The 13,554-nt window shown below is 60.1% G+C and carries 14 protein-coding genes; 8 read left to right on the top strand and 6 right to left on the bottom strand.

Annotation, left to right across the window (positions count from 1 at the left end; all coding sequences use genetic code 11):
- Positions 1-92 precede the first annotated feature (92 nt).
- From ACSQ84_RS11680 to ACSQ84_RS11690, 3 genes are all read left to right on the top strand, one after another.
- Positions 93-1,895 carry an SGNH/GDSL hydrolase family protein gene (locus ACSQ84_RS11680; protein WP_436211813.1) on the top strand — a complete coding sequence of 601 codons (1,803 nt, stop codon included), beginning with the start codon at positions 93-95 and terminating at the stop codon, positions 1,893-1,895.
- Between the two features lie 193 nt (positions 1,896-2,088).
- Positions 2,089-2,214 (top strand): DUF5989 family protein, encoded by a 126-nt coding sequence (locus tag ACSQ84_RS11685; RefSeq protein WP_436212272.1) that lies wholly within the window; start codon positions 2,089-2,091, stop codon positions 2,212-2,214.
- A 33-nt stretch (positions 2,215-2,247) separates the two neighbouring features.
- Positions 2,248-3,180: a hypothetical protein gene (locus ACSQ84_RS11690; protein ID WP_436211814.1), complete on the top strand. Its 933-nt coding sequence runs from the start codon at positions 2,248-2,250 to the stop codon at positions 3,178-3,180.
- A 15-nt stretch (positions 3,181-3,195) separates the two neighbouring features.
- Here the strand turns inward: ACSQ84_RS11690 and ACSQ84_RS11695 are convergent, their stop codons facing one another.
- The 6 genes from ACSQ84_RS11695 to ACSQ84_RS11720 all read right to left on the bottom strand — a co-directional run bounded on the left by ACSQ84_RS11695 (position 3,196) and on the right by ACSQ84_RS11720 (position 8,349).
- Positions 3,196-4,149, bottom strand: coding sequence for an NAD-dependent epimerase/dehydratase family protein (locus tag ACSQ84_RS11695; protein ID WP_436211815.1), 954 nt, complete (start codon positions 4,147-4,149; stop codon positions 3,196-3,198).
- 58 nt (positions 4,150-4,207) lie between these two features.
- Complete coding sequence (locus ACSQ84_RS11700) at positions 4,208-5,098, bottom strand: transketolase family protein (RefSeq protein ID WP_436211816.1); 891 nt, start codon at positions 5,096-5,098, stop codon at positions 4,208-4,210.
- Positions 5,082-5,864, bottom strand: coding sequence for a transketolase (locus tag ACSQ84_RS11705; RefSeq protein WP_436211817.1), 783 nt, complete (start codon positions 5,862-5,864; stop codon positions 5,082-5,084). Before ACSQ84_RS11705 ends, ACSQ84_RS11700 begins: the two co-directional genes overlap by 17 nt.
- Positions 5,864-6,628 (bottom strand): hypothetical protein, encoded by a 765-nt coding sequence (locus tag ACSQ84_RS11710; protein ID WP_436211818.1) that lies wholly within the window; start codon positions 6,626-6,628, stop codon positions 5,864-5,866. Before ACSQ84_RS11710 ends, ACSQ84_RS11705 begins: the two co-directional genes overlap by 1 nt.
- Positions 6,629-6,793: 165 nt before the next feature.
- The gene (locus ACSQ84_RS11715) at positions 6,794-7,645 is read right to left on the bottom strand and encodes an NAD-dependent epimerase/dehydratase family protein (protein WP_436211819.1); all 852 of its coding nucleotides are present in this window, start codon (positions 7,643-7,645) and stop codon (positions 6,794-6,796) included.
- On the bottom strand, positions 7,642-8,349 hold the full coding sequence (locus ACSQ84_RS11720; protein ID WP_436212273.1) for a nucleotidyltransferase family protein: 708 nt from the start codon (positions 8,347-8,349) through the stop codon (positions 7,642-7,644). Before ACSQ84_RS11720 ends, ACSQ84_RS11715 begins: the two co-directional genes overlap by 4 nt.
- Before the next feature lie 98 nt (positions 8,350-8,447).
- Between ACSQ84_RS11720 and ACSQ84_RS11725 the strand changes: the two genes are divergently transcribed.
- Genes ACSQ84_RS11725 through ACSQ84_RS11745 form a run of 5 tightly spaced genes read left to right on the top strand, consistent with a single transcriptional unit; the run spans position 8,448 to position 13,545 of the window.
- Positions 8,448-8,978, top strand: coding sequence for a dTDP-4-dehydrorhamnose 3,5-epimerase family protein (locus ACSQ84_RS11725; RefSeq protein ID WP_436211820.1), 531 nt, complete (start codon positions 8,448-8,450; stop codon positions 8,976-8,978).
- 4 nt (positions 8,979-8,982) lie between these two features.
- Positions 8,983-9,957 carry a GDP-mannose 4,6-dehydratase gene (locus ACSQ84_RS11730; protein ID WP_436211821.1) on the top strand — a complete coding sequence of 325 codons (975 nt, stop codon included), beginning with the start codon at positions 8,983-8,985 and terminating at the stop codon, positions 9,955-9,957.
- Between the two features lies 1 nt (position 9,958).
- Positions 9,959-10,978: a GHMP family kinase ATP-binding protein gene (locus tag ACSQ84_RS11735; RefSeq protein ID WP_436211822.1), complete on the top strand. Its 1,020-nt coding sequence runs from the start codon at positions 9,959-9,961 to the stop codon at positions 10,976-10,978.
- Positions 10,968-11,597, top strand: coding sequence for an NUDIX hydrolase (locus tag ACSQ84_RS11740; RefSeq protein WP_436211823.1), 630 nt, complete (start codon positions 10,968-10,970; stop codon positions 11,595-11,597). The genes ACSQ84_RS11735 and ACSQ84_RS11740 overlap by 11 nt, the downstream gene beginning before the upstream one ends.
- Positions 11,563-13,545 (top strand): B12-binding domain-containing radical SAM protein, encoded by a 1,983-nt coding sequence (locus ACSQ84_RS11745; protein ID WP_436211824.1) that lies wholly within the window; start codon positions 11,563-11,565, stop codon positions 13,543-13,545. The genes ACSQ84_RS11740 and ACSQ84_RS11745 overlap by 35 nt, the downstream gene beginning before the upstream one ends.
- The last annotated feature ends 9 nt before the right edge of the window (positions 13,546-13,554 follow it).

Raw genomic sequence — 13,554 nt, forward strand, 5'->3', positions numbered from 1 at the left:
GTGAATTGGCCTGAGTAGTTTCCCGGGGATTGACACGCGCGATTGCCGCAAGGCTTATCCCTGTCCATCCGTTTTTCATTTGGAAGATAGTGTTGACGATCCGGTATTTGACCACGCTGGGAAGCTTCCTGCGAACGACATCGCTGATCCTCGGAAACACCGTTCTACTGACCATCGTCTGTCTGGCGATCGGTGAATGGTGGGCGCGTTCGGTGGCACCTCCCGTTCCCGAAGCGACGAAGATTACGGTCGAAAACCAGCACGCTGCCTATCACCCGTGGGCCGGATATCGGAACACTCCGGGATTCCGCTATGAACTCGGAAACTGGGTGCCGGTCGTCATCAATAGCTGGGGGTGGCGCGGCCCGGAGCCCAGGATCGAGCGCAGCAAGGCGGTCAGGCGCGCGTTGTTGGTGGGTGACAGCGTCGGGTTTTCCGGTTGGGGAGGGCGCGAGGAAGCCACCGTGGGGGGCGCACTCAAGCGAGCGCTCGAGCTGCGAACGGGCGAACCGTGGGAAGTCATTAACACTTCTGTTGGCGGCGGTTTCTCGAGCGCCTCTCTCGGCACGCTGGCGCACGACGGCATGCAATTCCGGCCGGATGTCGTGATCTCACTGAACGGAATCAACGATATTCTTGTGCTCGATGAACGAGCCACGATATTGCGGTTCGGAGAAGGCTTGTTCAAGCGCTCAGTGTATCACAAGACCCAAGTCGATATCGGCAGCATCTTCGATCCGCGGACCGGAAAAATTCAGCAGCTGGGAGTCCTGCACCAGCTCGCTGCCAGTTCCGCCCTGGTTCGCCTCGCCTTGCCATTATTTGCCGCTCGCCAGGCCGTCCATCCGTTCGAGGGCAAGACTGCCGGACGGTTCGCACCCACGAGTGAAGGTTATTCCACGGCCAATCTCGAGCGTCTCGACGGCTACATCAACAACCAGCTCGCGATGTCGTATCTGGCCGAAGGATCGGGCGCCAAATTCGTCGGATTTCTGCAGCCGTATTTTTCGCTCAAGCACAAGATCGTCGGTGAGGCCGATAAGGCCGTCATCAAGATGACCGAGCCCTCGCTGCTGAAATGGATGGACGATGTCTATCCGGTATTGCGCTCGAAACTGCAGGCGGCGGCGAGCAAGAACCCATCGTACCATTATGTCGATTTGAGCCTGATGTTCATCCGCGAACAGGTGTTCGACGATCTTGCTCACATGAAGTTCGAAACAGCTCAGCTGAGCACCGGGAATGAGATGATGGCCAGCCGGATGGCAGACGAGATCGTACGCGTTCTGTATGCCGGAAAGGCGCTGCCGGATTGGCGGCAAAGCCATATCCCGGGAACGCCGCACGATTGGAGCGAAGCAGTCTATCTGTCGGCCAATCCGGACGTCAGCACCCTGATCGCAAAGGGCAAGTTCAAGAACGGTTTCGAGCATTATCGAGCCGCAGGCTTTCTGCAGTTCCGGCACAGCGGCTTTCCCGGCTGGAACGAGCAGGCGTATCTGGAAGACAATCCGGACGTCGCGGCCTTGATCCGTTCAGGCGCCTTCGCAAGTGGATATGAGCATTACCTCAAGGAGGGGAAGTCGGAAGGACGCTGCAAGGGCCTGCCGATGCGCTGGATCGAGGAAACCTATCTGGCAGCGAACCCCGACGTCGCCGCAGAAGTGAAGGCGGGCAAGTACAGCAGCGGCGAGGAGCACTATATGAAGCTCGGCGCGCGCGAGAACCGGCGCGGCGGGTTCTCCGGCTGGGATGAAGAGGGCTACAATATCGCATATGGCGATGTTCGAAACGCTGTCATCAACAAGCTATTCCGCTCCGGAATTGAGCACTATCTGGCGGCCGGAGCAGTGGAGAAGAGAAATCTTTCGCTAGGACTTTCGTCCTTTCACTAGCTCGTTTCGCCGCTTGATTTGTTCGGCAAGGCAACGAACAGGGTTCGCTGAAATCTGTTCCGGATTGACGGCGGACATGCGATAGTTTTGCGGAAACTTGCTGAATCGTTCGCAAACCATCGGCGTCCTGCCGGACTCGGTGAATCCATCAGCTCTGAGGTCGGAAATGCTCTCGTTTCTGGGCGAATTCTGGATGTTCCTGCGGGTGCGGAAGAAATTCTGGTTGTTGCCGATCTTCATGATGATGCTGCTATTCGGCTCGCTGCTCGTATTGTCGAAAGGCTCTGCGGTCGCGCCCTTCATTTACGCTATTTTCTAGATGGACAGCATCAGACATGGACAGCATCAGACCATGACAAGCCATTCGCTTGAGACAAAAGACTTCGCACGCCTCCTGGGACATCCCGAGGATCAGCTCCCGCCAGGCTGTCTTGCGCAGATTGCCGCGTGCGACTGGCAATATGACTGGATCGAGGGAGAGCAGCTCGACGACGTCGTGACCGGCCTGCTGGAGCGCATCCGACGCAAGGAGTTTTCCATCGTCGTTCCCGGCGACAAATCGCGTTGGGTCAAGGGCTGGGGCGAGAACCTCGATGATTTCGTCGCCAGCAAGGGCGATATTGACGCGCTGGCGCCGAAATACGTTCGCCCGAACATGCCGGTCCGGCTGTACCGCCGCTACGCCCAGCCGGTGGAACCGAATTTCGAGCAGAACTGGCGCAAGGTGTATCAGGAATGGCTGTTCCGCACCTATCTGGCGGACAGCGAGCAGATCTTCGAGTTCGGATGCGGCTCCGGTGGCCACGTCAGCGTGCTGGCGCAGATGTTTCCGGACAAGAAAATCACGGGGCTCGACTGGGCCGAACCGTCCTGCGAGATCATCAACAACATGAAAAAGCTGCGCGGCTGGAACACGGAAGGCCGCCTGTTCGATTTCTACAAGCCCGACTATGACATCGAAATTCCAGACAACAGCGTGATCTACACCTTTGCCGCCCTCGAGCAGGTGTCGGATTCATTCGGCGCCTTTGTCGAGTTCCTGCTGGCGAAGCGGCCGAAGCTATGTGTCTTCGTCGAGCCGATCTACGAGTGGTACGACCCGGCCAATTTCATCGACCACCTGGCCATGCGCGGCCATGCGATCCGCAACTTCCTGCATGGAATGCCGCGCGCGCTGCACGCCTTGCAGCAGCAAGGGCGTATCGAAATCCTGAAGGAGCACCGGGTGGAATTCGGCAGCCTGTTGCACGAGGGCTATTCGCAGACGATCTGGCGACCGGTCTGACCGGCCGTCGGATCGCTAGCCTGCCGTCCGTGCCGCATACCAGCGCACGAGATCGCTCAATCCGGTTTCGATCGGAATCTGCGGCTCGAAGCCGAGCAAGCGCCGGGCCTTGGATGTGTCGACGGTCCGGACCGGAATCGTCGTCGGTTTTGAGGGATCGAAGCGCGGGGTAACTTGGTGTCCCGCCGCCCTGAGGATGGTCTCGACCACCTCTCGGATCGAAATGGCTGTGCCATATCCGATGTTGACGGGATCGCACACGGCATGTTTTTCGATCGCCAGCAGACAGCCGCGCGCGAAATCCTCGACATGGAGAAAATCGCGCATTTCGTTGCCGCTTCCCCACACCTCGAACGGATTGGACTTTTCCACGGCCCGGCGCACCAGCGCGGGAATGACGTGGCTGCTGCCCGGTTCGAAATCATCATGCGGGCCGTAGACCGCGGTTGGCCGCACCAGCGCGACCTTGACGGTTGAGCGGCTGGCGACGAACTCGGCGAGATGTTCGAAGTAGCGTCGCATCCTGCCATAGCCGAGGTAGGCCGGATGCGGCGCTTGTTCGGATAGTTCGTCTTCCCGGATCGGATGGTCGGATTCGGGATAAACGGTGCTGCTGCTGAAGATCAGGATACGCTCGACCTTGGCCGCCCAGGCGGCGTGCAGCACCTGAGCCGTCAGATTGAGGTTCTTGACGATGCCCGCCATGGCGTCTTCGGGCGAACCGCCGGCGCCCGAAACCGCGCCGGCCGCATGGAAGACCAGTTGCACGCCCTGCATCGCCCGCAGGCATTGCGCCGGATCGGTGAGATCGCCGGAGACGGTTTCCACGCTGGCATCGGAGATGATGGGCGCGCGCTGGTGAAGGGCGAGACGGACGCGGCCGCCTTGGTTCAGCAGGGCCTTGGCGAGATGGGTGCCGATAAAGCCGGCGCCCCCGGTCACCAGAGAAAGGCGGGGTTTGAAAAACATCAGCGGCCTAAAAACGCGTCAGCGCAGCCTGGCGCGAAGGTTCAGTGTCCGTCGGCTTTCATCTGACGCGCACGGGCTGCGAGCGGTCCTCGAGCAGCGCCTGTACCGTAGCTCTGATCGACGCCGGATCCAGGCCGATGCGCTTGCGGATGTCGTGCACGGTTCCGTACCAGCCGCAAAACGCATCGGGCAGGCCATGATAGCGCATGCGCAGGGCCGGGACTTCGGAAATCGCTTCGTACAGCCCATAGGCGTCATGGACGACCAGGATATCGGTATCGCGGAACTGTTCGATCAGCGCCTTGTCGATCGGCTTGAGCGTATGGAAGTAGACGAGATTGACCGGCAGGTCGCGGCAAGCCTCCATCACGTTGGTGAGGATCGGGCCCGCGGTCATGATGGTGAGCGGCGCGCCTTCGTTCTTCAGCACCGTGCCCTTGCCGAACTCGGTGTTGGTCTCGATCGTATGCGGATGATCCGACAGCCGGTAATAGGTCGGCCGCGGACTTCGGTATTGCGACCGGATCAGCGCGTCGACCTCCCGCTTCGAGCCGAGATGGAGCACCTCCATGTTCGGCAGCATGCGCAGCGAGGCCAGATCGGTATAGGCGTGATGCGTGGCGCCGTCCCAAGCGTAATCGAAGGTGGCGCCGCAGGTCACGATGTTGCCGGCGAAATTGTTGTAGCACATGTCGAGCTTGATCTGCTCGAGGCTGCGATCGGTCAGGAACGGGCAGATCGTGTGCACGAACGGGTTGAAACCCTGCGAACTCAGCCCTGCGGTGACGCTGACCAGCGTGTTCTCGCAGATCCCCATGTTGTAGAACCGGTTCGGGTATTTCTCCCAAAAGTCCTTGAACATGTAGACGCTGATGTCGCCGAGCACGATGACGATGCTGTCGTCCTGAGCGGCCAGCTCCGAGACGGTATTTTTAAATTGCGCCCGCATGGAGCTCCTCTTGAAGCTTGGTTAGCTCATCCGGCTTCGGCGCGCGACGATGCCATTCGTAGACGTTCTCGGAGAGGGTCTCGCAACCAAAACCCTTCACGGTATTGCAGACGAGTACGCGAACCCGGTCGGCCGGTTTGGCGAGCGCCTGCTTGATTGCCGGCAGGTCATGGCCATGCATCTCCGCCACGTCGCAGCCGAACGCAGCAAAGCGCTCGGCAGGATTGCCGATCGGCAGGCAACGCCCCTGTGACTGGTTGTTGTCGTAGAGCACGGTCAGATTATCGAGCTTGGTGTTGACCGCGACCATGATCGCTTCCCAGACGCTGCCCTCGTTGGATTCGCCGTCACCGATCAGGGTGTAGACCTTGCGGTTGGTGCCGGAAATCTTCGCGGCCAGCGCCATGCCGACGGCGATGCCGATGCCGTGGCCGAGCGAGCCGGTCGAGGCTTCAACGCCGGGAACCTTGGTGCGATCGGGGTGGCAGCCGAACCGGGAGTCGAACGCGCCGAACGCGTAGACGTCCTCGAAGCTGAAGTAGCCGTGCGCGGCGAGGGTGCAATAGAAGCCGAGCGACGCGTGTCCCTTGCTCAGGACGAACAGATCGCGCTCCGGCATGTCGGGTCGCTTCGGATCGTGCCGCATGGTCTGGTAGACGGCGGTCAGCATTTCCACGATCGAGAACGACGTCGGGATATGGCCATGCCCGCTCTTGTGCGAGACGTTGAGAATTTCGGAGCGGATCTTCCTGCAGATATCGTTCATCAAAGCACCACGTAGGAGACGCGCGCCGTCATCGGCATCCGCTCGACCCTGAGATTGGTGACGTCGAAGACTTCGCGGAGCGCAATGGTCTCGCCGGGGAAGATGTCATCGGCGAGTTCGTCGAACACCAGCACGCTGCCCTTGAACAGATGCGGTTTGATCGCCTCGAGCGCCACCTTGGTCGGCTGGTAGATGTCGAAATCGAAGATCGCGAGCGATACCAGCGTCTCCGGCTGGCGCTTCAGGTAAGCGGGGATGGTTTCCGTCGCGTCGCCCGGCACCAGCTCGAATTTCTTCAGATGCGAGATCGGGTTGAGCGCTTCCTGAAGCGCAAGGATTTCGCCGAGATACTGCTGATAATTGTCGCTGACCGAGAACGATCCGTCCGTGGTCTTGCACAGCTTGCCGTCCTTGTCGCTCATGCCCTTGAAGCCGGCGAAAGTATCGAAGCCGATGATCTTGCGATGCCGGTTGAACGGTTCGAAAATTCCGCGCAGTGCCGACAGCAGCGAAAGCGTCTGGCCCCAGCGGACGCCGAACTCCATCACCACGCCATGGGTGTTGATGATCTTGCGGTAGATTTCATAGAAGAACAGAATGCGCGAAAGCGATTTCGATGACAGGAACAGCCCGAGATTGGCGAGGAGTTCGTCCTCCGGCAACGGGGCCTGCTTGAGCATCTCAACGAATTTGAGCTGCAGGTCTTTCTCGCTTTGGCTCGAAAGCACGATCGCATCGTGCTTCTGTGTCTTGATGTCCGCCATGATGCTCGCCTGGGGTGCCGCGGATAAAAGGTTAGCCGGATTCTGCAGCTGGTTTTCTCTACACTGCGGATCAGGGGCGCGTCTAGTGAGTGCCTGAGACCGCCGACGCATACGGGAAGTTGCCCGAAACATTCGCAATTTTCGCCGTCGATGCGCTTGTGACCATCAGGGTCCCCGTAGTCGCCCGGTGCCGATATAGGCCGGTCCAAGCCAGTCGATATACCTGTTGAGCGTCTGCCAGGACGGACGGGCAAAGGCGGGGTGCAGCGCGCCCGCCTTGCGGCTGTCCACGGGGCCGATGTCGTACGGATACTCACCGTATCGCACCGAGAGGCCGAGTTGGTCGACGATGCTGGACAAATGGACCAGGCCTGCCGATCCGAGATTGAAGGCCCCGGTGTGGCCGGAATCCATGGCCTGGACCATGAATTCGATGATTTCGTCGTGCATCACGAAATTGTAGCGCGCGGTCGGTGCCAAAAAGAGCTGGCAGTCCCGTTGGGTCAGGGCCCGGTGAACCGTGCTGGCGCGGATGGAAGGGCCGAGCAGGGTGGTCGTGCGCAGGACCAGGGGCGCCGTCGCATGTTCCTGCACGTAAAGGTCGGAGAACAGCTTGGTGAAAGCGTAGGGCCCGGCGAGCGGCAGCAGGTCGATGTCGTCGTCCTCGCTGACCGCGCGGCCGGTCGGCGGATAGACCGCCAGCGTCGATACGAAAATGAACTTGCGATGGGGAATGTTGACCAGTTGCTGCGTCAGCAGGAGGTTGTCGGCCATGTATCCATAGGCCGTTTTCATCGAGACGTCTTTTGCCGCGTTGACGGCGCAATGGATGATGGCGTCGAACGGCGCCGCGGCGCGGATCAAGGGGTCGTCCACCGACATCCCGCGCACGAAGGCGATGCCGCCGAGCGCCTGATGCGCCGAATGTCCGAGGCCGCTGCGTGCGCCTGATATCAGCACGTTGCGGGCGGGCCGAACGGCGCTTGCGGGAACACTTGCCGCGACGAGGTCGGTCATTCGGTCACGCCGTCAAAAAAGGACTGCGCCGTCCGGTGGCTATCGGGAGTTCCGATGTCGATGAAGCGTGCTTCGACCTGCCAGGCGAAAAGCTCGCGGCGCCCCACCATGTCGGGAAACGTTTCTTCCTCGAGCGAAACCGCGCGGCCCGCTGGAATGGCATCGAGCGCGTCCCGGCGCAGCATGTAGACCCCGGCGTTGATCAGGCCTGGTGTGGGCTCAGTCGGGCGGCTGTCGAAGCGAACGACGCGGCCGGTCGAATCGACACTCAAGGCGCCGGATCGGCCGCGATCGCTCCTGTGCAGCACCGACATGGTTGCCGGCGCATTATAGGTTCCATGCATCTGTTCGAGCCTGCGCAGGTCCAGATCGCAAAACGAATCACCGTTCATCGCCACCACGTTTTGCTCGCGCACCAGACCGGCGGCGTTCCGCAAAGCGCCCGCCGTTCCAAGTGCCGTCTGCTCGAACGAGTAGAGCAGCTCGAGCGCGCCATACTTCTCGCCAAGCACCGGAGGGACATATTCGCCCAGATGTCCGACGCACAGCACGGCGCGCTGGAAGCCGAACCGCAACAGCTGATCGAGCAGGAAAGTGATGAATGGTCGGCCTGCGACCTCAGCCAAAGGTTTTGGTCGGTCACTGACGACTGTTCGGAGCCGGCTGCCCAAACCGCCGGCCAGGATGAGCGCTTCGCGAGTTATGGTTTCACCTTTGGTTGCAAAGCAACTTCGAGTTTGCGCGGTGCGGAAACGTAGCTATAATCATCGTCACAATCAATAATTCAAATATGGTGCCTGATATGTCGGCTGATTTGCCGCCCAAGACGCGAAAGACTCCGCTTGACGGCGTGCTTGTGGTGGAGCCGCTCACTGTTTTCGAGGACTTTCGCGGTCAATACGTTGAGCTTTACAACGATCCCGCGTACAAGGCCGCCGGCATCGACTATCAGTTCATCCAGGACGATATTTCTGTTTCACGGCAGCACGTCCTGAGGGGTATCCATGGCGATCGCAAGACCGCGAAGCTGGTTTCGTGCCTCCATGGCGCGTTCTATCTCGTGGTGGTGAACAATATTCCGGAATCGCCGCAGTACCGGCAGTGGACGGCATTCACGCTGTCGGATCGGAATCGCGAGCAGGTTCTGGTCCCGCCGGGGTTTGGCAATGGCCACGTCGTCTTGACCGAGTCCGCGATGTTCCACTACAAGCAGACCACAACCTATGATCGATCCTCGCAGTTCACCTTGCTGTGGAACGATCCCGAGCTGAAAATCTGGTGGCCCGTCCACCACCCCATCATTTCGCAAAGGGACGGCGGAACGTCCGCATGAGATCATGAAAGTTCTGATCACCGGCATTACCGGGATGGTGGGGAGCCATCTGGCGGAGTACTTTCTGTCGTCGTTTCCCGAGGTCGAAGTCCACGGGCTGGTGCGCTGGCGCAGCCCGCTGCGAAACATCAAGGGCATTCTGCCGCGGATCAAGCTTCATCAGGGCGATCTGCGCGACCTGAATTCCCTGGTGGTGCTGCTGCGCAATGTGAAGCCCGACCGCATCCACCATTTGGCGGCGCAGTCCTACGTCGATATGAGCTTTGTCGCCCCGGCGGACACGCTGAACAGCAACATCATCGGCACGTGCAATCTGCTCGACGCGATCCGGATCGTTGGAATCAATCCGCGGGTCCACATCTGCTCGTCTTCCGAAGTTTATGGCCAGGTCAGGCCTGACGAAATTCCGATCACGGAACACACGCCGCTTCGTCCGGCGAGCCCGTATGCCGTCTCCAAGGTCGGCGAGGACATGATCGCCTATCAATACGGGCTCTCGTACCAGCTCGATCTGGTGCGGACGCGGATGTTCACCCACACCGGCCCGCGCCGCGGCGACGTCTTTGCAGAGAGCTCGTTTGCGCGGCAGATTGCCGAGATCGAGGCGAACAAGAAAACCGGACCGGTTCTCGTCGGCAATCTGGACAGCGTGCGCACGCTGGCGGATGTGCGCGACGCGGTGCAGGCCTACAAGCTGCTGCTGGACAAATGTCCCGGCGGCGAAGTTTACAACATCGGCGGCAACGAAACGATGACCGTGGGCGAAATCCTCGAGACGCTCAAATCATTGGCGCGCGTGCCGATCGAGCACAAGGTCGATCCGGCGCGGCTGCGGCCGTCGGATGTCACCTTGCAGATTCCCGATACTGCAAAATTCCACAAGGCGACGAACTGGACCCCGCAGATTCCGGCCCGGCAAACCTTGAGTGATCTGCTCGATTATCAGCGCGAGGCCGTCAGCTCCGAGGGCGTTTCTTAAAATGTCGATGGTCGTATGCCGGGCGCCGTTCCGGGTCTCCTTTTTCGGAGGTGGCAGCGACTATCCCGAATGGTGTCGTGACGAGCCGGGCGCCGTGCTGTCGACCACGATCGACAAATACATCTATATCACCTGCCGCTATTTGCCGCCGTTTCTCGGCACCAAGCATCGCGTCGTCTGGCGTTACGTGGAGCAGGTCGATTCGATCCGGGAAATTCTGCATCCCGCCGTTCGTGAAGGGCTGCGGTATCTCAATTTCGATGACAGCCTCGGCATCGAAATGCACTATCAGGGCGATCTTCCCTCGCGTGTCGGCATGGGGTCGAGCTCCACGTTCGTCGTGGCGATGCTGCAAGCGCTGACAGGGTTGCGGGGCCTCGAGGCCGATCAGCGGAAGATCGCCGAAATGGCCATCGAACTTGAACAGGTTCGCATGAAGGAGACCGTCGGATCGCAGGATCAGGTGGCGGCGGCGTTCGGTGGACTCAATATCATCAATTTCCATAAAAATGGTCGCTTCGAAGTCAATCCGCTCGGACTATCCGCCGAACGCGAGCGCGAACTGTGTTCCAATCTCATGCTGTTCTTTCCCGGAAGGAGCCGCTTTTCATCCGACCCGGCGCTCAGCGTGACGCAGAACCTGCCGAACCGTGTCGCCGAAATTCGTCGCATGGTGGCGATGGTCGAGGAGGGCGCGGCGATCCTGCGCCATGGCGACCTCATGGATTTCGGACGGATGCTGCATGAGACGTGGCTGCTGAAGCGCGGTTTGAGCGACCGGGTGTCCTCGCCGGAGATCGATAACCTTTACGATCGCGCGCGGCGGGCGGGGGCGGTCGGCGGCAAGCTCCTCGGTGCGGGCGGGACCGGCTTTGTCTTGCTGTACGTGCCCAGCGAATACCAGGCCGCGGTGATCGACGCCCTGACACCCCAGTGCGTCAACGTGCCTTTTACACTGGAGCGCGAAGGCGTCAGCACGGTCCATCAATCGAATAACGTGATCCTGCCAAATGACAGCTGAGTTCGAGACGGTCTTTCGAACCCCGTGGTTCGAGATCAGGACCGTCGACCCCGGTGAAGAACCGAGTGGAACCACCGAGCCCTACTACTGTCTGGTCCGTCCCAATGGCGTCATTGCCTTCATGCTCGACCCTGAGGGCGCGGTCGTGCTGGTCGAGCAATTTCGTCCACCACTTGGCCGGGTGACGCTGGAAATGCCGGCCGGGTCGGTGGACAAGGGAGAAACCCTCGAGGCCGCCGTGATTCGAGAGGTTCTGGAAGAGACCGGCCTAATTTGTGAGCATTGGTACTCAATAACCCCGTGCCGCCTCGCTTTGCAGCGGGAAGATGCGGTCGACCATTTTTTTGTGGGTCTGGGAGCCCATAAAGCGGAGGACTACGAGCGGACGGAACGTGGAGCGGTACGGTTCCTGCCCCGATCCCGGCTGCTGGACCTTGTCAAATCGCATCGTTTCGACCAAACCGCAGCACTGGGCGGGCTCTATGTGGCTGAGAAGTTATTTGGTATTGATCTATTGACAGCTGATCTGGCGTGTATCCAATCGGTGCTGGCTACTTCGGCGGGTGGGGACTTGGGGACTGACGATGGTTCAGATCGGGCTCGTCCAAATCAACAATAGTTTTTCCGGTCAGAACTATCTGCCGTATTCGATTGCCTGCCTGCAATCCTACGCCGAACACCGGCTGACGCCCGGAAAGTTCAGCTTCCTACCCATGATCTACAAGCGGATGCCGGTTTCCGAGATCGTGGGCCGGCTGCAACGTGCCGACGTCATCGGGTTCAGCACCTATGTGTGGAACGCGCAGATCTCGCTGGAAGCGGCGCGGCGCATCAAGCGCCTGCATCCGGATCGCCTGGTGGTCTTCGGCGGACCGCATGTGCCCGATCATGCCGAGAGCTTCCTGCGTAGCCATCCGTTTATCGATCTCGTGGTCCATAACGAGGGCGAGAAGGTCTTCGTCGAATTGCTGAACCGGCTGCCGGGGCGTGACTGGAGCGGAATTCGGGGCGTCAGCTACATCGATGCCGTCGGCAACTTCGTGCGCGCCGCAGCCGTCGAGCGGATGCGCGACCTGGAAGAACTGCCGTCACCGTTTCTGAACGGCATTTTCGATGGCTTGATCGCCAGCAACCCGGAAGAGCAGTGGATCGGTCTCTGGGAGACCAATCGCGGCTGTCCCTTCCAGTGCACGTTCTGCGATTGGGGCTCGGCGACCGCAGGCAAGGTGACCAAGTTCGAGTTCGATCGTCTGCGGGGCGAACTCGATTGGTTTGCCAGGCGCGAGGTCAAATACATCTTCGTTTGCGACGCCAATTTCGGCATCCAGAAGCGCGACGTCGAAATTGCGGAGGCGGTGGCGGAGATCCGTCAGCGAACCGGATTTCCCCACGGCTTTTCGGTGCAGAACACCAAGAACGCCACCGAGCGCGCCTATCAGACCCAGAAAATCCTGGCCGATGCCAAGCTCAACAAGGGCGTGGCGCTATCGATGCAGAGTCTCGATGCGACGACGCTCAAGAACATCAAGCGCGATAACATCTCGCTGGAAACCTATTTCGAGCTGGCGCGGCGCTTCACCGCCGATAACGTCGAGACTTACAGCGACATCATTCTAGGGCTGCCTGGCGAGACCTATGACACGTTCCGCAATGGCGTGGACAAGCTGATCCGTCTTGGTCAGCACAACCGCGTGCAGTTCAACAACCTGACCATCCTGCCGAATGCGGAAATGGGCAATCCCGACTATCTCAAGAAATTCGGGATGGTGACGGTGCAGTCCGAGATCATCAACATCCACGGCACGCGCGAAGAGTTGCCCGACGACGTTCCCGAGGTTCAGGACCTGGTGATCGCAACCTATTCGCTGCCGCCGGAGGATTGGCGCAAGACGCGCGTGTTCGGCTGGATGGCGGCATTCCTGCATTTCGACAAGCTGTTGCAGTTGCCGATGATGGTGGCCTGCGAACTCGGCGGGCTGGCCTATCGCGACATCATCGATGCGTTCCTGGCCGCCTCGAAAGAAGAGTATCCCGTCATCCACAGCGTGCGCGAGTTCTTCGACAGCGAAGCGCTGTCGATGCAGAACGGGGGGCCAGAATACGTCTATTCGAAGGAATGGCTCGGGATCTATTGGCCGGCCGACGAATACATGTTCATCAAGCTGACCGCCGAAGGCCGGCTGCAGAAATTCTACGACGAGGCGGAGCGGCTGCTGCCGGGCCTGCTCGCAAAGTCGATGGTCGATCAATCCTGGCCGCTGCTCGAATGCGCCGTGAAGGAGGCGATCAGGCTGAACGCGGCCTTGATCTCGCAACCGTTCGTGCTGGACGACCTTCGGATCTCCACCCGCTACAACATCCTCGAATTCTGCGACAATGTGCGCAAAGGCGCCCCGGCGGCGTTGCGTGAAGTACCGTCGGAGGTGTTGATCGAGCGCAGCAAGTCGCGCTACTCCGACATTCTCGATTGGTGTCGCGAAGTCGTGTGGTGGGGCAACAAGAAGGGCGCCTACCTCTACATCAACCGAAGTGTCACGGCCGAGCCGCAGCTCGCCGGACATTATTGATCTCGCAGC

This window comes from Bradyrhizobium sp. LjRoot220, from assembly GCF_964252915.1.
Lineage (GTDB): Bacteria > Pseudomonadota > Alphaproteobacteria > Rhizobiales > Xanthobacteraceae > Bradyrhizobium.